General features: G+C 65.3%; 15 protein-coding genes and 1 pseudogene. 10 read left to right on the top strand and 6 right to left on the bottom strand.

Features of this window, described 5'->3' with window-relative positions:
• Positions 1–2 precede the first annotated feature (2 nt).
• From istB to U0R18_RS16565, 4 genes and pseudogenes are all read left to right on the top strand, one after another.
• A complete protein-coding gene (istB, locus tag U0R18_RS16580) occupies positions 3–785 on the top strand; it encodes an IS21-like element helper ATPase IstB (protein ID WP_526370281.1) in 783 nt (260 codons plus the stop codon).
• 315 nt (positions 786–1100) lie between these two features.
• Positions 1101–1406, top strand: coding sequence for a hypothetical protein (locus tag U0R18_RS16575; RefSeq protein WP_526370279.1), 306 nt, complete (start codon positions 1101–1103; stop codon positions 1404–1406).
• 136 nt (positions 1407–1542) lie between these two features.
• Positions 1543–2382 carry an alpha/beta fold hydrolase gene (locus U0R18_RS16570; protein ID WP_526370277.1) on the top strand — a complete coding sequence of 280 codons (840 nt, stop codon included), beginning with the start codon at positions 1543–1545 and terminating at the stop codon, positions 2380–2382.
• 196 nt (positions 2383–2578) lie between these two features.
• Positions 2579–2695 (top strand): annotated as a pseudogene (locus U0R18_RS16565) (ATP-dependent DNA ligase); the annotation flags it as partial.
• Positions 2696–2823: 128 nt separating this feature from the next.
• On the opposite strand, the gene U0R18_RS16560 reads toward U0R18_RS16565, so the two are convergent.
• The 3 genes from U0R18_RS16560 to U0R18_RS16550 are packed head-to-tail and all read right to left on the bottom strand — an operon-like array spanning position 2824 to position 5903.
• Positions 2824–3105 (bottom strand): hypothetical protein, encoded by a 282-nt coding sequence (locus U0R18_RS16560; protein WP_526370275.1) that lies wholly within the window; start codon positions 3103–3105, stop codon positions 2824–2826.
• 35 nt (positions 3106–3140) lie between these two features.
• Positions 3141–3521 carry a hemophore-related protein gene (locus tag U0R18_RS16555; protein ID WP_526370273.1) on the bottom strand — a complete coding sequence of 127 codons (381 nt, stop codon included), beginning with the start codon at positions 3519–3521 and terminating at the stop codon, positions 3141–3143.
• Positions 3522–3545: 24 nt separating this feature from the next.
• A complete protein-coding gene (locus tag U0R18_RS16550) occupies positions 3546–5903 on the bottom strand; it encodes an arylsulfatase (RefSeq protein WP_526370459.1) in 2358 nt (785 codons plus the stop codon).
• Between the two features lie 156 nt (positions 5904–6059).
• Between U0R18_RS16550 and U0R18_RS16545 the strand changes: the two genes are divergently transcribed.
• Positions 6060–7064, top strand: a complete 1005-nt coding sequence (locus tag U0R18_RS16545; protein ID WP_526370457.1) for a helix-turn-helix transcriptional regulator — start codon at positions 6060–6062, stop codon at positions 7062–7064.
• A 21-nt stretch (positions 7065–7085) separates the two neighbouring features.
• Here U0R18_RS16545 and U0R18_RS16540 read toward each other — a convergent pair whose 3' ends face one another.
• From U0R18_RS16540 to U0R18_RS16530, 3 genes are read right to left on the bottom strand one after another with little or no spacing between them, the layout of a single operon-like run.
• Positions 7086–8195, bottom strand: a complete 1110-nt coding sequence (locus U0R18_RS16540) for an ATP-dependent DNA ligase (RefSeq protein ID WP_526370271.1) — start codon at positions 8193–8195, stop codon at positions 7086–7088.
• A gap of 4 nt (positions 8196–8199) precedes the next feature.
• A complete protein-coding gene (locus tag U0R18_RS16535) occupies positions 8200–10713 on the bottom strand; it encodes a site-specific integrase (RefSeq protein WP_526370269.1) in 2514 nt (837 codons plus the stop codon).
• Positions 10710–11900 (bottom strand): site-specific integrase, encoded by a 1191-nt coding sequence (locus U0R18_RS16530; RefSeq protein ID WP_526370267.1) that lies wholly within the window; start codon positions 11898–11900, stop codon positions 10710–10712. Before U0R18_RS16530 ends, U0R18_RS16535 begins: the two co-directional genes overlap by 4 nt.
• Here U0R18_RS16530 and U0R18_RS16525 point away from each other — a divergent pair.
• The 5 genes from U0R18_RS16525 to U0R18_RS16505 all read left to right on the top strand — a co-directional run bounded on the left by U0R18_RS16525 (position 11821) and on the right by U0R18_RS16505 (position 17914).
• Complete coding sequence (locus U0R18_RS16525; RefSeq protein ID WP_526370455.1) at positions 11821–12876, top strand: ATP-dependent DNA ligase; 1056 nt, start codon at positions 11821–11823, stop codon at positions 12874–12876. The two genes, U0R18_RS16530 and U0R18_RS16525, sit on opposite strands and share 80 nt — an antisense overlap.
• Positions 12876–13937 (top strand): non-homologous end-joining DNA ligase, encoded by a 1062-nt coding sequence (gene ligD, locus U0R18_RS16520; RefSeq protein ID WP_526370265.1) that lies wholly within the window; start codon positions 12876–12878, stop codon positions 13935–13937. Before U0R18_RS16525 ends, ligD begins: the two co-directional genes overlap by 1 nt.
• Before the next feature lie 218 nt (positions 13938–14155).
• Complete coding sequence (locus tag U0R18_RS16515; protein WP_526370263.1) at positions 14156–14614, top strand: MarR family winged helix-turn-helix transcriptional regulator; 459 nt, start codon at positions 14156–14158, stop codon at positions 14612–14614.
• Positions 14604–15047, top strand: coding sequence for an MmpS family transport accessory protein (locus tag U0R18_RS16510; protein WP_526370261.1), 444 nt, complete (start codon positions 14604–14606; stop codon positions 15045–15047). Before U0R18_RS16515 ends, U0R18_RS16510 begins: the two co-directional genes overlap by 11 nt.
• On the top strand, positions 15044–17914 hold the full coding sequence (locus U0R18_RS16505) for an MMPL/RND family transporter (protein WP_526370259.1): 2871 nt from the start codon (positions 15044–15046) through the stop codon (positions 17912–17914). Before U0R18_RS16510 ends, U0R18_RS16505 begins: the two co-directional genes overlap by 4 nt.
• Position 17915 lies beyond the last annotated feature (1 nt).

Raw genomic sequence — 17915 nt, 5'->3', positions numbered from 1 at the left:
TCATGGCCGAGGACCCACTCAAGGCCGTCCTGCACTACGCCCAGGCCCTCAAGGCGCCACGCATCCGCGACTCCGCCGCCCGACTGGCCGAGCAAGCCCGCGACGCCGGCTGGACGCACGAAGAGTATCTGGCGGCGGTGCTGTCCCGGGAGGTCGCAGCCCGCGAGGCCTCCGGTGCCGCGATCCGTATCCGCTCGGCGGGGTTCCCGACCCGCAAGTCGTTGGAGGACTTCAACTTCGATCATCAGCCCGCGTTGAATCGGGACATGATCGCCCACCTGGGCACCGGAGCGTTCCTGGCCAAGGCGTCCAACGTGGTGCTGCTCGGTCCACCCGGGACCGGCAAGACTCACCTCGCCATCGGGTTGGCGGTCAAGGCCGCCCAAGCTGGGCATCGCATCGCGTTCGCCACCGCGGTGGACTGGGTGGCCCGCCTCAAGGCCGCTCACAACGCTGGGCGGCTGCCGGCCGAGCTGGTCAAGCTGCGGCGCATCGGACTACTGGTCGTCGATGAGGTCGGATACATCCCGTTCGAGCAAGACGCGGCGAACCTGTTCTTTCAACTGGTCTCCAGCCGCTACGAACACGCCTCGCTGATCTTGACCTCGAACCTGCCCTTCGCCCGTTGGGGTGATGTATTCGGCGATCAAGTGGTGGCCGCGGCGATGATCGACCGGATCGTGCACCACGCCGACGTCTTAACCCTCAAAGGCTCCAGCTACCGGCTCAAAGACACCGGAATCGACACTCTGCCCTCCGCCAGAGCCGACAACACGGCACAATAACCACGACCACGTGGCCTACTTTTCAACCGTCGCTTCCGGCCTGGTTTTCGACCGTCGTCAACAGGCGTCGCAGCGGGAGAACGGATCTGGCTCACCGACAGCGACGGCAGAACTGTTGAGGAACGTGCCGATCCCCGGTCCAGTTTCCCGACCTACAGCGCCGACAGGGGTTGGGATGCCCTGCAGACGGCCTACTTCACCTCCGTCGCCGTATGGAACTACCTGGCGACCCCGTTCCTGTTCCGGTATCCGGGCGTCAGCGCACACGAGATCGAACCGTGGCGCGAGGACGGCGAGACCTGGCGCCGGCTGGCCGTGCGATTCCCGCCGACCTTGCCCAACCACAATCCCGATCAGGTCTTCTACTACGACGACACCCTGTACCAACGCCGCGTCGACTATCAGCCTGCGGTCACGGGCGCCAGGATCGCGCACTACACCTACGAACCACAGGAATTCGACGGCCTCACCTTTTACACGAAGCGAGCGGTGTACCTGCGGGACGCCCATGGCATCGCCAACAAGAGCGTCGCCGCCATCACCTTGGCCACCACGTCCGTGCACACCCTGGCACTGCTCGACCACCCGCTGACAGCGCGTGACTTCGATACACGTCCGTGAGCCTCGAACACACCGATCCCGCCAGGATTCAGCACATCCCCGCCAACTTGCCCGCACCGGGATGTCCCGCCCGCCGCGGACTGCTTGTCTCCTGTGTCAGCCCCGCTTCAAATTCACCTGCGACAGGAGAACAGTCATGCCACGGTTGCCCGGAAAGACTAGCTACACGCTGACGGCAGCGTCGTTGGCCTTCATGCTCGCCGCCGCCTGCTCGACATCGCCATCTCCGGCGCCGGCCGCGCCACCGCCTGCCGGACCCAAACCCACAGTCGTGCTGGTACACGGTGCGTGGGCGGAAACCTCGAGCTGGGACGGCGAAGTGCAAGAGCTGCAGAAGCAGGGGTACGTCGCGCGGGCGATCCCCAACCCCCTCGACGGACTGCTGCCCGATGCCGAATCCGTCAAGGATTTCCTTGCGACGATCCATGGGCCGATAGTGCTGGTCGGACACTCCTACGGCGGCGCGGTGATCACCAATGCGGCGGCCGGCAACCCAAACGTCAAGGCGCTGGTCTACATCGATGCGGTGGCACCAGCCATCGGGGAGACCAACATCGCACTGATCGGTGAGAAATCCGCACTCGCCGGCAAGTCGGACGACGAGTTGTATGACAAAGTCTCCTATCCGGGAGCGCCCGAAGGTGCCAGCAAGCTGTACCTGAAGAGGGACGCTTTCTTGAAAGACTTCGGCAGCGACCTGCCGGCCGATGTAGCCGACCGCCTATGGGCTGGCCAACGTGCCGTCTCGACCATCGCATTTTCGACTCCGACGGCCGCCGCCGCATGGACGACCATCCCGTCGTGGTTCTTCATCAGCAGCGGCGACCAGATCATCACCGCAGGGTCCAAGGAACAAATGGCAGCGCGCGCGCAGTCGCACATCACCCACTTCGATGGCGGCTCGCACCTCACACTGATCTCACACCCCGACGCCGTCACCAAGACTATCGACGAAGCAGCCTCGTCGTTGAGCTGAAATGGGTAGCGCAATGATGTGGGGACCTACCGAGATGCGCCCACTCCCAGACCGGGAGATCCAGCCGTCCCGAATTCGCTCGGCAACTCGCTGGAGCACCACAGCCTGATCCGACCCACAGTGGGGACCGTGGATCACCGGCGCGTGCCTGCAATGAGGCCGATGACATTGATCGGTGCGCCTGGTCTGCACGAGTATGGAACCCGTGGACCTGCCCGTGCTGCCGCCCCTGGATCCCATGCTGGCCAAGGCGGCCGCGCGGGTGCCCGACGATCCGGACACCTGGTCCTATGAGCCGAAATGGGACGGCTTCCTTCACTGAACTTGTCAAGCAATGGCGAACCGCGTTCTCAACGTGAAGCGCCCTGCTAGTCAAGAGCCGACCGGCTGCCTTCGGCGTGTCCGCCAGTTGCCGGGGAGGCGAGCACCCTCGGCGGTGTACTAGTTGCAACCTCCGGCGCTGACCCATCGGCCGTTGTACCCGATACAGCCGCTCACGTTGGACCCCGGCGGCGGCGGTGGAGGTGGCGGCGGGTCTTCCGGCAGCGGTGCATAGTAGGCCGGTGGCGGGACGTAGGGGGCGACTGCGTCGGCGATGTTGACACATCCCCCGACTGAGATGCGGCGCCCCGCGCTGGCGCACACGTCCGCGTTGGCCGTGCCGGCGGGCACGGCCAACACAATGGCGCCGGGCAACGTCAGGAACGCCAGCGCGACAGTCATACCGCGGACTCGGGCCGGCCAACGCAATCCGTTCACTACTGTTGCCCTCCAAGCAAATTGGGTTCGCCGTATCCGCAGCGGTTACGGAAATCGACCAGCGGTTGGCGGATGCCCCTCAGCTCAGCAAGCTCTTGGGGATGGGCGTCGAAGAACACTCTGGTGGATTCGGGCACTTCTTCGTGGGGACGTCCGTGCAGGTCGGTGAAAAATTCGTTCACGTCGGGATGGGTGAACAGGTAGGCCGATGTCGCGGCCGCGACCCCGGAGGCGATGCCGGCGAGATCGGCGGCGGCACAATTCGGTGGGCGTACCGGGTCAGTGGGCGGCTCGGCGGCGGCCGTGCCCCCGCCCAGTAGGGCAACTGCGGCGAGCGCGAGCCCTCCGACTCCTCCAACTCGGGTCATCATCAACGCCATTCGGGTTCCTTTCCTGAGTTTGGATTACTGGCGGGCCAGTGCGATGCGGACCGCATCCTCGGGTGACACGATGTGATTGTCGGCCTGGGCGGCGTCGGCGATGGCCAACTGGACACCTTTGACGCGACCGTTGAACGCATTGTGGGCCGGTGGATAGTCGGGTGAGACGGGGGACCCAGTGTCGACGCCGACGTCGCAGCCGTCGTCGGCAGAGAAGACGTTGGCCAGTGTGGCCTCCACACGTCCTGCACCGACCTGCTGACCGTCGAGGTAAAGCGTCACTTCACCACCTTTGCCCAAACCTTCACCGTCGTAGGCGAATTCCATCCGGACCTGATGTTCGCCTGCGGGCAAGGCGTTGGCGGACTCGGCGTAGAAGTGTTTGATCCCGCCAAGGTTGTAGCAGTACTTGAGCTTGCCGCCCGTGGCATACAGGCTCCAGCCGCCGATATTGGCCCCTTGGGCCACGATCACACCTTCAGCACCGTTCTCGGGCACGACGATCTCCGCGGTCACCGAGTGCGACTTGTTCTTCAGGTTCAGGACGCAGTTCTCGGCCAGCCTGCCCATCCCGGAGAACAGGATCTGGGTGTTGCCCTTGATGAGGACCGGGCGGCCAGCCAGATCAGAGTTCATTCTGCTGGCGGGGTCGTCGTTGAGCGGCAGCACGTTGTAGCGGGTGGCCTCGATGAGCCATAACCGCTGCAGTTCGTGGAGTTTGTCGGGCATGTCTTTCGATAGATCCCGGGCTTGGGCCCAGTCGGTGCCGTCGTACAGTTCCCACACGTCGTCGTCGAAGGCCGGCTTGTCCGCGCCCACCAGCAGCCACGGCGTTCCGTGTTTGGTCACCGCCGTCCAGCCCTTGTGGTAGATACCGCGGTTGCCCAACATTTCGAAGTACTGGGTTTCATGACGATCGGGGGCCTGTGCGTCGTTGAACGAGTACAGCATGCTGGTGCCCTCGATGGGGTGCTGTTGCACGCCGTTGACGAACAGCGGCTCAGGGATTCCGGCGGCCTCCAGAATGGTTGGCGCGACGTCGATGACGTGGTGGAACTGGTTACGAACTTCGGCCGTGGCGGTGATCGCCGCGGGCCAGTGCACGATGGTGCCATTGCGGGTGCCGCCCCAGTGTGAGGCCACCTGTTTTGTCCACTGGTACGGGGTGTCCATCGCGTGGGCCCAGCCCACCGCGTAGTGGTTGTAGGAATCGGGTCCGCCGAGCTTGTCGATCGTGCTCATGAGGAATTCGGGGGTTTCGATGGCGGCCATGCCGTTGAAGTTCAGCATCTCGTTGTAGGTGCCGTTGAGGGTGCCCTCGGCCGAAGCGCCGTTGTCACCGATGATGTAGAACACCAGCGTGTCGTCCAGCACGCCGAGGCGCTCGAGGCTGTCGATGAGCCGGCCGACGTGGTGGTCGGTGTACTCCAAGAAACCGGCGTAGACCTCCATCTGGCGACGCAGCACCGGTTTGAGCTCCTCGGGCATGTCCTCCCACGCAGGAATCTCGGCGTGCCGAGCGGTGAGTTCGCAGTCCGGGGGAATCACCCCGAGCTCCTTCTGGCGGGCAAATGTCCGCTCTCGCAACACATCCCAGCCGTCATCGAATCGGCCCCGGTACTTGTCGGCCCACTCCACGGGCACATGGTGCGGGGCATGGGTGGCGCCGGGCGCGAAGTAGGTGAAGAAAGGGATGTCGGGGGCCAAGGCCTTCTGCTGACCGATCCAGGCGATCGCCTTATCGGTCATGTCCTCCATGAAGTGGTAGCCCTCCTCGGGGGTGCGGTCTACCTCGATCGGCGTGGTGCCCTCATAAAGGCTGGGGTACCACTGGTTGGCTTCACCGCCGATGAATCCGTAGAAGTACTCGAAACCCCCGCCTGCGGACGGCCACGCGTCGAACGGCCCGACCGGGCTGGTCTGCCACACCGGCACCTCGTGGCACTTGCCGAACTGCGCGGTGTTGTAGCCGTTGAGCTTTAAAGTCCGCGCGACCGGGGCCATCGTGTTGGGCAGCACTGAGCTGTAACCGGGTGCTCCGGAAGCGATTTCAGTGATGCCACCCATGCCCACGGAGTGATGATTGCGGCCCGTCAGCAGGGCCTGCCGGGTCGGTGAACACAACGCGGTGGTGTGGAACCGGTTGTATTTCAGCCCCCCGTCGGCGAGCCGTTCGGCCACCGGGGTCTGGCACGGCCCACCGAAAGCGCTCGACGCGCCGAACCCGACATCGTCGAGCAGAATTAACAACACGTTCGGTGCCCCCGCCGGCGGCCGTAACCGCTCAATAGGCGGGAACGCGCAATCCGGGTCCTTGGCGTCATAGGTGATCAACCCGGTGCGGGTCTGACTCGGGATCGGCAGATGCGTTCTGTTCACCATGTCTTGCCCGCTCATATCTTGCAGTCCTCTTTCGGTCGCTTCGACATTTGTGACAGCAGTGCCACGATGCGCACGGCGTTTCTCCGATGCCCATCCTTGCTGCAGACCAGCATCGCCGTCTTGACATTTCTGGACGTCTATTTCACTCTTCTGGACATGCAGCTGGTTCGGGGATCGTCGCTGACCGGCTTCATCCCTCTGATCGCTGCTCATGGGGGCGACCCAGCTGCTGTCCTGGTATTGGCCGACCTCGACGCTGACGACATCGGGCAGCGCGACCGTCACATTTCACTGCGCAGCGCCATCGGCGCCGTGGAGACCGCAGCCACCATGCTCAACGTGCTCGATTTCGGTCGTCAACTCGCAACCCGGCAAGACATCGACGTTCTCGGGCCGGTCGGCGTGGCGGCCCGCACCGCGGCGACCGTCGCCGACGCCTTCGCGATCCTCGACACCTATATGGGCGCCTACAGTCCCGGCATCGCCATCCGTATCGCCAGCCATCCCGACCCCGGGCTGTGCCGCTTGGAGTACGACTTCCTCCTCAACCCGGCGCCACCGCAAGCCCAGGCCATCGAGCTCGCCCTCGGTGTCACGCTGCGAGTCATGCATCTGTTCCTGGGCACCGCCTATCACCCCGTTGCGGTGCACCTGCCCCACCCGGCGCTGGGCACCAAGACTGACTACCGCCGCTACTTCGGGTGCCCGCCGTTGTTCAACGAGCTGGTCTCCGGGTTCACGATGCGCGCCACCGACCTGCAACGGCCGCTAAGCCACGACCCACTGGCCCACCAGCTCGCAATGACCTACCTGTCAACCGCCTTCGGTGACTCCACCCGGGGCCTGGCCCACAACCTTTGTAACGTCATCCGGCAACTGCTGCCCTCCGGGAGACTGACCTCCGAACTCGCGGCCCGCCATTTCGGTCTGCACTCCAAAACTCTGCAGCGGCGACTGGCTGCCGAGCACACCACGTACGCCGCACTCGTCGATCACACTCGCCGCGAAGTCGCCCACAGGCTGCTGCTCGACACCAACCTGAGCCTGCGCCAGATCTGCCATCAGCTCGGGTATGCCGAACAAAGCGTCCTCACACGATCCTGCAAACGCTGGTTCAACGCCACACCCAGCGCCTACCGCAGCCTCGGCCACCGATCGTGAGTGAATAGCGAATGAATGTGCTCAGCGACGCGGGCTACGACTTTGCCTAGGCATATCAACTCCGGGGGAATCGAGGCCAGGAAGGATATCGGCGAGTCGGTAGGCCGATGGCTGCTCCAGTTGTGCGTACGTGCATGAGCACGGATCGCGGTCGGGCCGCCAACGGTTGAACTGCGCGGTATGGCGGAACCGGTCACCTTCCATGTGGTCATAGCGCACCTCAACGACACGCTCGGGTCGCAACGGGACGAACGAGAGATCCTTACCGGCGTTCCAACGCGACGCCTCGTTCTTGAGCGGTGTGCGGTCACCGGCGTCGTGGGCGGCCCAGTTCCATGGATGATCATCGAAACTGGTTACCAGCGGCTGCAATTCGCTGAACAACTGCCGCCTCTTGGCCATCGGGAACGCTCCGATCACGCCCACCGAGGATAGGGTGCCGTCGTCTGTATAGAGGCCCAATAGTAGGGAGCCGATCGCGTCGTCGCTGGACTTATGCACGCGGTAGCCAGCGATGACACAGTCAGCCGTCCGCTGGTGCTTGACCTTGAACATGACCCGTTTGTCGGGCTGATAGGTGACGGTCAGCGGTTTGGCGATTACCCCGTCGAGGCCGGCTCCTTCGAACTCTTCGAACCATCGTTGTGCGGTCGCGAGGTCGGTGGTCGCTGGTGTGAGGTGGACCGAGGGACCGGAGTCGGCCAACGCCTCAACGAGTGCGTCGCGGCGCTCGGTAAACGGCCGCCGGGTGTAGTCCTCGTCGCCCAATGCGAGGAGATCGAACGCTATGAAGGACGCTGGGGTCTTCTCCGCGAGCATCCGTACTCGCGAGTCCGCTGGGTGGATGCGCTGCTGCAGCGCCTCGAAGTCCAAGCTGTGGTCGGTGGCGATGATGATCTCACCGTCGATGACGCATCGCTCGGGCAACTCAGCGGTGACCGCGGCGACCAGTTCGGGGAAATACCGGGTCAGGGGTCGTTCGTTACGGCTGCCCAGCTGGACCTCCGCGCCATCGCGAAAGCAGATCGAACGGAACCCGTCCCACTTGGGTTCATAGGACGCATCGGGCGGGATGGCCGAGACCGATTTGGCCAGCATCGGTGAGACCGGTGGCATGACGGGTAGCTTCACAGTCTCATTGTGGTCTCTGGTCCGCGAACGGGTTGGCCCCGTGCGAAAGCTGTTGCCGAGCTTCGGATTGTCGAATACGCAGATGCTTGATGCTTTCCTCCAGCGCGGCGACCTCGCCGAGCCACGCTCGGTCCTTCGCCTCTGCGAGGCGCTGCTCGGCGTTCTCGGTCATCTCGTCGATGCGGCCCAGCTGAGCAGGGTCAACGCGCAGAAACCGGCATCGAGTGCAGGCGTGCTCGTGGACGCAGGGTGTGCCGTAGGGGCGGTGGCACTCGCCGAGCGCTACGCGGCGCAGTAGGAAATGTTCTTCGAAGTCGGCCCACTCGTCGTCGTCGGCGACCTTGGCCTCCTCGAAAGGTCGCAGTTGGCGACGGCGCTCGATGAACGCCTGGTGGGCAGTGACGATGTGCTCAGGAAACACCGCCGTGTAGCCGCGCGTGGTGTCAAGGTTGAGGTGGCCGAGCAACGCCGCGGCGATGTGCAGTGGAAGACCGTTGTTGACCGCATCGGTGGCGAACAGGCGACGGAAGTCGTGCGGACTGAAGTGCACCGGGCGACCCGCATCGTTCAACCTGGCGATCGTGGCGAGGTGGATCAGGATCTGGCGCACATAGTGCCGGCCCAGCACTTCGTGGCGGGTGCCCAAGGGACGTGCGAACAGGTGTGGGAATGGTTCGCTGTGGACCTTGTCGTTGGTGTCGTAGGCAACTGACAGCGGCACCTGATCCTTGCCGGCCTTAGCGCGGCGCAGCACCTCAAGCAGCACCGCCACCAGTTCCGGGGTCATGGGTATGAGCCGCTCGCAGTCGGTCTTGGACGGGACGATGTGCAGCAACGGCACCAGAGTGGCGGTGGTGGAGGCGGTGTAGTGCCGAAGCGACAGCTGAGTCAGCTCCAGTAGTTCTTCGATGCGAATACCTGTGTGACGCAACGTCTCCACGACGGCCCAACCCCAGAAGCCTTCCTCTTCCAGCGCGGTTACGTCGATGCGCTGAGCGCGACCCCGGATCCAGCTCGGTCGTTGCTGCCCGGGAGCGAGGTGCGCCCAGATCCGGGCCCGTTCGTCGCCGTCACGTCGCAGCGGTGGGCAGTGCCGCAGAAACGTGGAGCCGTCGACCACGAACTCCTGGTCGTGCACGCAGGCCAGGGCGCGCTGCAGCAGCAGCGCGGTGCGGTCCTTGTGGGCGGCAGCCGTCGCCAGTATCGCGGGTAGCAGCGGCGTCAGCATGCGGGTGCGGTCCTGCATTGTGGCCTTCTGGCGGCGTTTCTCCTTGGCCGCCGCGCGGCTGAGAGCTCGCGGCACTGGACACGGCGCCACCCACACGCCCCAGCGGGCGGGGTCGTCGTGCGACCACTCGGCCAGGTCGCGATACATCCCGCGGATGGCGAACAGGGTCGAATGCACTTCGCGTCGCGGTCGGCCGTCCAGGGTCAGCGCCAAGCGTTCTCGCCACGCCGTCACCACCTCGGCCGAGATCGCCAAGTTGGCCTGACCGGGGTTGATCTGCAGGATCTCCCACCAGAACAGCCTGGCCAATCGGTAGGCCAAGCCTTCCAACGAGCCATAGTCCATGTTGGGCTGAAGCTCTTCGAGGTAGCCCACCAGGACATCACGCACCCCTGAGGCGGGGATGCCGTATCTATCGACCATCGTCGCGGCGCTGTGTTGGCGTGAGTTGCCCCGCGCCGACCACGTCGCCCTTAGCGTCGGTGCTTCCCCCGCCAAGGGGCCCAACGCGACCAGCAGCTCCCAGATGAGGTGTTCGCGTCGCTGCCGCCCCGAGGTACGCACGACATCTGCGTAAAACAGCAGATCGTCACCGCACACCTCGGCAATGGTCTTTCCGGTGCGAATCATCACCCGCGCCAACGCCTTTTCGGCGTCGGCCTGGTACTTGGGCACCGCGTCCTGGTAAGCGGGCAGCGCACGTAGCCGTTCCAAGTCCGGACCGCCGTTGTAGTCGAGGAACCTCCACAGGTTCACTCTTTGCTTGGAGTCCAGCAGCCAACTGTATGACGGCCGTAGCGCCCGAACCCGCAGCAGCGCATTGACTGCTTTGAGCGTGGGTGACCAGTGATCGTAGTGCGGCAAAGCGTCATGCTCGAACCAGGTGCGAGGTGCGGCGTCGTAGCCACTGGCCAACCACCGCTGCTCCCACGTCTGCCCGGGATACCGAGCCAGCACATCCAGCACTGCTCGCGTTCCTCGAACGATGGGCTGCAGCTGCTGGGGTGCCATGGTTTGGTGATACTCGGCGACGACGTCGCACAACTCCGTGATGCTCAACGCCTGCATCGCCGCACCGCGGGCATGATCAGGCAGCGGCGGGGGCGCATGATTGGCGTCATACCCCCACAGGGGACGTACCAGGCCTGCGGGGCCGAATCGGCTGTCCGCCGGGATCGCTTGTAAGTGAGGAGAATCGGGCCTCGACAGCAGCTGGACTTGGGGGCTCATCGCGCGGCGCGTCGCCGCAGCCTGTCGGCGTTGCGGTGACCGGGTGTCCTCGGCGCTCAACGCGGCAGCCCCAGCAGCTCTCGGACCGCCGCGGCGTCATAGGCCGGTTCGATAGTCGCCACATCGGCCTTCGGTCGGGCGTGATGTTCGAGGACCTTGCCGATCAAATCGTCTAGGCGCGGCTGGGTGTAGATCTGGGTGGTGGTGACGCTTGCATGGCGTAGCACAGTCTGCACATCGACCAAGGTGAAGGCGGGATCAGCCAGCATCCGCGCAGCGGCGGTATGGCGAAAGTCGTGCAATGACCAGTTCGCGCCCAAGCTGGCATTGGCGCGGCGCAGCACCGCGCGCATGGCGTGGTAGTTCAGCGGTGCCGGGCGGGAGCGTCGGGTCCACCACACCGGGGCGCCAGGCTGCATAGGTGGTTGCTCGGCCAGGTAGAGCGCCAGCCACACGAACGAGTCCACCGAAGCCGGCACCGTCTCCCGCACGCGGCTACCCTTACTGGTCACCGTGATTGTGTATCGGCCGGCATCCAGATCGCCGTGACGCAGGCCCAACAGCTCCGACGCGCGAACGCCTGAGGACAGATAGAAACTCACCAGCGCTCGGTCGCGGTGACTGCGCAGCGCGTTGAACAGAGCTCTGGCAGCATCATCAGGGATCGCCCGCCACACCGGCCGGGGAGTCTTCTGCCGATAGTTAGCGCGCCGGAAGATCGCAAAGTCTTCCATCGGGTTGTGGTGAGCATGCGGCCGACCACCATGCCTAGCGCGCTGTGCCGGAACGGGATTCACCAACGGACCCAGGTCGGCGGCACAGGCGTGTTCGTAGAACCCGAACAAGACCGACAGTTGATGATTGATGGTGCGAGGCGCGTACTTGCCCGACAACTCCGTCTTGCCGGTCACCGCGTTCACCGAGCCCGGCGGCGGCGCATCCGGACGTCGGCGCAACCGCTGCGGATTGGGCACCGCCCGCAGGTGCTCTACGAACGCGCGGACGTCGACCCGTTCGGCTCGTTCCCACTTGATCAGGCGTTCGTGGAGGAACCGGAACCACCGCAGCAGGTCGAACGCGTAACTTCGAACTGTGAGTGGACTGCAATCAGACGCCGCCAGCTCCCGCAGGTACGACGTGGCACCCGTGTGCTCGACATCGGGGAAGATCACCCGCCACGGCAGGCCGCACTCGGCTGACTCCACCCGTCCCAACTCGCCCATTACCGGATCCTCCGCCCGCTGCACCCACCCCACCGGCAGGCTCGCCGAAGTTCAGTCAACTAGACGCGCCTTGGTGTTCCGGGGTGGCGACGAGGTGGTGCTGCTGTCGCGCAACGGCCGCGACCTCGGCCGCTATTTCCCGGAGCTGATCGAAGCGGTGCGGTCCGAACTGGCGCCCCGCTGCGTCCTGGACGGCGAGATCGTCGTACCCCGTGAGGTCGACGGCCGCACCCGACTGGACTGGGACTCGCTCTCCCAACGCATCCACCCGGCAGCCAGCCGGGTCAACATGCTCGCCGAGCAGACCCCGGCGCACTTCATCGGTTTCGATGCGCTGGCCGTTGGGGACACCTCCCTGATGGGCGAACCGTTCCGGCGGCGGCGTGCCGCACTGGTCACTGCGGTCCGACCGCAGCAGCGCTGCCACGTCACCCGCACCACCGAGGATCCGAGCCTGGGCGCACAGTGGCTGGAGATGTTCGAAGGGGCAGGGCTGGACGGCGTGATCGCCAAACGCCTTGACGGACCGTATGTTCCGGGCAAGCGGGAGATGGTGAAGGTGAAACACGCCCGCGATGCCGATTGTGTGGCCATCGGCTACCGGATCCACAAGAGCGGCCAGGGCGTCGGCTCGATCCTGCTCGGGCTGTACCGCGACGACGGCGAACTCCAAATGGTCGGCGGCGCTGCGTCGTTCACCGCCAAGGCGCGGCTCGAGCTGCTCGCCGACCTGGAGCCACTGCGCAAGGGTGATGAGGTGCTCGACGGCGAACCCAGCCGGTGGAACTCGGCGGCCGACAAACGCTGGATCCCGCTGCGGCCGGAGAAGGTGGCCGAGGTGGCCTACGACCAGATGGAGGGCAACGGCGGCTGGGTGCGATTCCGGCACACCGTGCGACTGGTGCGCTGGCGACCCGACCGTGATCCGCGCAGCTGTACGTTCGACCAGCTGGACGTCCCGGCGAACTACGACCTCTACGACGTCCTGGAGTCACGCTGATGCCCAATCCCGCGAGCGAGATCGACGTCGACGGTGTCATGGTCCGAATCACCAACCCGGACAAGCCGTTCTACCCCGCACTCGGAGCCGATGGCACCAAGGGCAGGCTCATCGACTACTACCGGGCGGTGGCCGGCGGTCCGATGCTCACGGCGCTGCGGGATCGGCCGACCCATCTGCAGCGGTTCCCCGACGGCATCGAGGGCGAGGAGATCTACCAGAAACGGATCCCGCAGAAGCATCCCGACTACCTGCAGACCTGCACGGTCACCTTCCCGTCGGGCCGCACCGCCGACGCACTGAAGATCACCCATCCGGCCGCCATCGTCTGGGCCGCGCAGATGGGCACCGTCACCCTGCACCCGTGGCCGGTGCGCTGCCCGGACACCGAACATCCCGACGAGCTGCGGATCGACCTGGATCCCCAACCGGGCACCGGATTTCCCGAAGCCCGACGGGTGGCCGTCGAGGTGCTGAAACCCACGCTCGACGAGCTGGGTCTGGTCGGGTATCCGAAGACCTCCGGGGGTAGGGGGATCCATGTCTACCTGCGCATCGCGACCGACTGGGACTTCATCGCGGTGCGCCGGGCCGGTATCGCGCTGGCCCGTGAATTGGAAAGGCGTGCACCCGATCTGGTCACCACATCGTGGTGGAAGGAGGAACGCGGCGAGCGGATCTTCGTCGACTTCAACCAGAACGCCCGCGACCGGACGATGGCCTCGCCGTACTCGGCGCGCCGGACCGCGATCGCGACGGTGTCGATGCCGCTCACGTGGGCCGAACTCGCCGAGGCGGATCCCGACGACTACACCATCCTGACGGTGCCGCACATGGTCGCCGGCCGCGAGGACCCCTGGGCCGGCATCGACAGCGACGCGCAGTCGTTGCAGCCGCTGCTGGAGATGGTGGCCGCGGACGAGGCGAACGGGCTCGGCGATATGCCCTACCCCCCGAGTTATCCGAAGATGCCGGGCGAGCCGCCCCGGGTACAGCCCAGCAAGAAAGTCGCTGCCAACTGGGACGCGGAGGGAAATCCGGTCGGCAATCGGAGCGAATGAACCGCTGGTCGGCGGCCCAGCCGCGGACGCGGCGACGAACTCCAGGCCCACGCGTTGACGAGCACCAGTCGATCGCAGACGCCGGGTGCTCGGCCCTCTCTTCCGTGTTGAATGGTTCGCCCGAGCGATACTTCCTGGGTGCTTGACCCCTCACCCTCCACATGAGTTGCGCCAGCCTGATCGCATATACATCACCTATGTGATGTATCGTCCCGCTTGTGCAGCAGACGTTGACGGGCGAGATCGGTGCGTGCCTGGACCAGGCGATGGAGCTGACGGCGCGCTACCTCAGCGACCGCGCCGACCTGAGCGCATCGGCCGCCTACGTCCTGCATCGCGTGCTGAGCGACGGTCCCACCCGGCTGACCACTCTCGCGGCAAAGGAAGGTGTCGGCCAACCGTCGATGACGCAGCTGATCCAGCGACTGGAACGTCAGGACCTGGTCACGCGACTGGCCGACCCGGAGGACGGCCGGGCCGCGCTGGTGGCCATCACGGATGCGGGGCGGGCCCTGCTCGCGCAGCGGACCGAGCTGCGTCGGGAACGTCTCGATCTACTGCTGGCCGATGTCCCGGCCGAGGATCGGCACGCGCTCTGGCTGGCCTGCCAGGTGGCCACCCCCATCCTGCAGCGCCTCGCCAGCATTGCCGCCGACGGGGACCGACATGGGAAATAGCCTGTCGCGCAGGGTGATCCGCTGGACGTGGATCCCGCTGGTGCTGATCGTCGTGCTCGCGGTGTCGGGCCTGGTGGTCAGCCGGCTGCATCGCAAGTTCGCGTCCGAGGATCTCAACGCCAACGCGGGAGCCGGTATCGAGATCGTCCAGTTCAATCCGAAAGTGTTGGTGTACGACGTGTTCGGGCCACCGGGAACCACCGCAAGGATCAGCTACTTGGACGCCGAGGCGAACCTGCACCACCTCGACGACGCGCCCCTGCCCTGGTCGACCACCATCTCCACGACGCTGCCGAGCGTCAGCGCCAACATCATGGTGCAGGGCGACAGCGGCCAGATCGGTTGCCGCGTGACGATCGACGGCACCGTTCGTGACGAGCGCACCGCCGACGGTCAGCAGGCCCAGACCTACTGCTTGGTGAAGTCCGCATGACCCTGACCGAGACAGCCCCGGTCCCGGCGCCCGGGGCGACCCCGAAGCGTCCGCTGCTGCCGCACGCGATCCGCATCCTGTCGGTACCGATCCTGTTGTTCTGGATCGGTTTCACCGTCCTGGTGAACTTGATTGCGCCACAACTGGAAGTGGTCGGCGAGATGCACGCCGCACCGATGGCGCCCGAGGACGCGCCGTCGATGATGGCGATGAAGCGCATGGGAGCCAACTTCGGAGAATTCGACTCCAACAGCACCGTCATGATCATCGTGGAGGGCCAGCAACCGCTCGGTGACGACGCCCACCGGTACTTCGACCAGATCATCGCCAAGCTGCGCAACGACCCCGAGCACATCCAGCACATCCAGGACTTCTGGAGCAACCGGCTGACGGCCGCGGGTTCGCAGAGCCCGGATGGCAAGGCCGCGTACGTGATGCTGAACCTGGCCGGCGAACAGGGGCAGACGCTGGCCAACGAGTCGGTTGCGGCGGCACGCAAGGCGATCACGGACACCCCGGCGCCGCCGGGCGTACAGGCCTACGTCACCGGCCCGGCCGCGCTGACCCACGACACCCACGTGATCGGCAACGAGAGCCTGGGCAAGATCACGCTCTTCACCCTCGCCGCCATCGCGATCATGCTGCTCGTCGTCTACCGGTCTGTCTTCACCACCGTCGTCCAGCTCTTCCTGACGTTCCTCGCGCTGTTGTGTTCCCGTGGCGTGATCGCGGTACTGGCCACCCATGGGCTGTTCGGGCTGACGACCTTCGCGGGGAACATCCTGACGATGCTCGCCATTGCGGCGGCCACTGACTACGGGATCTTCCTGTTCGGCCGCTACAAGGAGGCGCGCGGCGCCGGCGAGGACCGAGAAGCCGCCTACTACACCACATTCCGGTCGGTGGCCCCCGTCATCGTCGGCTCGGGCCTGACCATCGCCGGGGCCACCTTCTGCCTGAGCTTCGCCCGGCTGCCGTACTTCACCACCATGGGTGCACCGGTGGCGATCGGGATGGTCGTGGTGGTGCTGATCTCGGTCACGCTCGGGCCTGCGGTGCTCTTCCTGGGTAGCAAGATCGGCCGCTACGAATCCAAGAAGGCGAGCCGGCCCAGGTTCTGGCGCCGGGTCGGAACGGCCGTCGTGCGTTGGCCCGCACCGATTTTCGTGACCAGCCTGGCGGTGGTGCTGCTCGGAATGCTCGGCCTGCCCGGCTTCACCACGGCCTACAACGACCGGTACTACCTGCCCGCCGACGCGCCCGTCAACGTCGGGTACGCGGCGGCCGACCGGCATTTCAGCCCCGCCCGGATGAACCCCGACATCCTCATGATCGAAGCCGGCCACGACATGCGGAACCCGGCCGACATGCTGGTGCTGGACAAGATCGCCCGCAACATCATGGGCACCGAGGGCATTGCGATGGTCCAGGACATCACCCGACCACTGGGAATTCCCATCCAGCACAGCTCGATTCCGTTCCAGACCAGCATGTCGGGCCAGACGAACAACCTGAACCTGCCGTTCCAGCGTCAGCAGCTGGCCGACCAGCTGAGGATGATCGACGCGACCAACGCCTCGATCGACATCATGGAGCAGCAGTACCAACTCTCGTTGCAGCAGAGCCAGCTCACCCAGGACTCGGCGGCCAAGTCGCGAGATCTGCTGGCCACCACCGAGAAGCTGCGCGATCACATCGCCGACTTCGACGATCAGTTCCGGCCGATGCGCAACTACTTCTACTGGGAACCGCACTGCTTCGACATCCCGATGTGTGCCGCGGCACGATCCCTGTTCGATTCCCTCGACGGCATTTCCGACGTGACCGACCAGACGGCGGCGGTCCAGGGCAACACCGATCAACTCGCGGCACTGGCGCCGAAGCTGACCGCGTTGCTCCCGCAGACCATCGCCACCATGAAAGCCAGCAGGGACATGTCGCTGGCGTCGTACAACTCGCAGAAGGCGCTGCTCGACCAGATGGAGTCGATGAACGACACCGCGATCGCCATGGGGCAGAGCTTCGACACGGCCAAGAACGGCGACCTGTTCTACCTGCCGCCCGAGGCGTTCGACAACCCGGACTTCAAGATCGGCCTCGAGCAGTTCCTGTCCCCCGACGGGAAGTCGGCCCGGTTCTTCATCACCCACGAGGGCGATCCGGCCACTCCCGAGGGCATCGCGCGGGTGGGCCCGGAACGAAAAGCTGCGCAGGACGCTTTGAAGATGTCGTCGCTGTCCGACGCGAAGGTCTTCCTGGGTGGAACCGCGGCCACCTACAAGGACATGCACGACGGTGCCCGCTACGACCTGATGATCGCGGTGGTCTCGGCGCTGACCCTGATCTTCATGATCATGCTGATCCTGACGCGCAGCGTGGTCGCCGCACTGGTGATCGTCGGCACGGCGGCCAGTTCGATCGCCGCGTCGTTCGGCCTGTCCGTGCTGATCTGGCAGGACCTGCTCGGCATCAATGTGCACTGGATCGTGCTGCTGATGTCGGTCATCATCCTGCTGGCGGTGGGTTCGGACTACAACCTCCTGCTGGTATCGCGATTCCAGGAGGAGATCCACGCGGGCCTCAAGACCGGGATCATCCGGTCCATGGCCGGCACGGGTGGGGTGGTGACGTCGGCGGGCCTGGTGTTCGCGGTCACGATGGCCGCGATGCTCGGCAGTGATCTGACCGTCGTCGCGCAGATGGGCTCGACCATCGCCATCGGCCTGCTCCTGGACACGCTGATCGTGCGCTCCCTGTTGATGCCGTCGATCGCGACGATGCTGGGCCGGTGGTTCTGGTGGCCCAAGGTGGTCCGGCCCCGCGGCGACAACCACCTGCAGCGCCGGGTCGAGGCCGCCACGCCGTAGC

Source organism: Mycobacterium sp., assembly GCF_046330795.1.
In the GTDB taxonomy this organism is placed as follows: Bacteria; Actinomycetota; Actinomycetes; order Mycobacteriales; family Mycobacteriaceae; genus Mycobacterium.
The sequence above is the reverse complement of the archived record's forward strand: the minus strand, read 5'-3'. Positions and strand labels throughout refer to the sequence as shown.

What these genes read in the sequence shown, in the direction of transcription:
- istB (WP_526370281.1), top strand. Translation starts at nt 3, where the DNA reads ATGGCCGAGGACCCACTCAAGGCCGTCCTGCACTACGCCCAGGCCCTC.
- U0R18_RS16560 (WP_526370275.1), bottom strand. Translation starts at nt 3,105, where the DNA reads ATGACTGTCGCGCTGGCGTTCCTGACGTTGCCCGGCGCCATTGTGTTG.
- U0R18_RS16555 (WP_526370273.1), bottom strand. Translation starts at nt 3,521, where the DNA reads ATGGCGTTGATGATGACCCGAGTTGGAGGAGTCGGAGGGCTCGCGCTC.
- U0R18_RS16550 (WP_526370459.1), bottom strand. Translation starts at nt 5,903, where the DNA reads ATGGTGAACAGAACGCATCTGCCGATCCCGAGTCAGACCCGCACCGGG.
- U0R18_RS16510 (WP_526370261.1), top strand. Translation starts at nt 14,604, where the DNA reads ATGGGAAATAGCCTGTCGCGCAGGGTGATCCGCTGGACGTGGATCCCG.
- U0R18_RS16505 (WP_526370259.1), top strand. Translation starts at nt 15,044, where the DNA reads ATGACCCTGACCGAGACAGCCCCGGTCCCGGCGCCCGGGGCGACCCCG.
- U0R18_RS16545 (WP_526370457.1), top strand. Translation starts at nt 6,060, where the DNA reads ATGCAGCTGGTTCGGGGATCGTCGCTGACCGGCTTCATCCCTCTGATC.
- U0R18_RS16570 (WP_526370277.1), top strand. Translation starts at nt 1,543, where the DNA reads ATGCCACGGTTGCCCGGAAAGACTAGCTACACGCTGACGGCAGCGTCG.
- ligD (WP_526370265.1), top strand. Translation starts at nt 12,876, where the DNA reads ATGCCCAATCCCGCGAGCGAGATCGACGTCGACGGTGTCATGGTCCGA.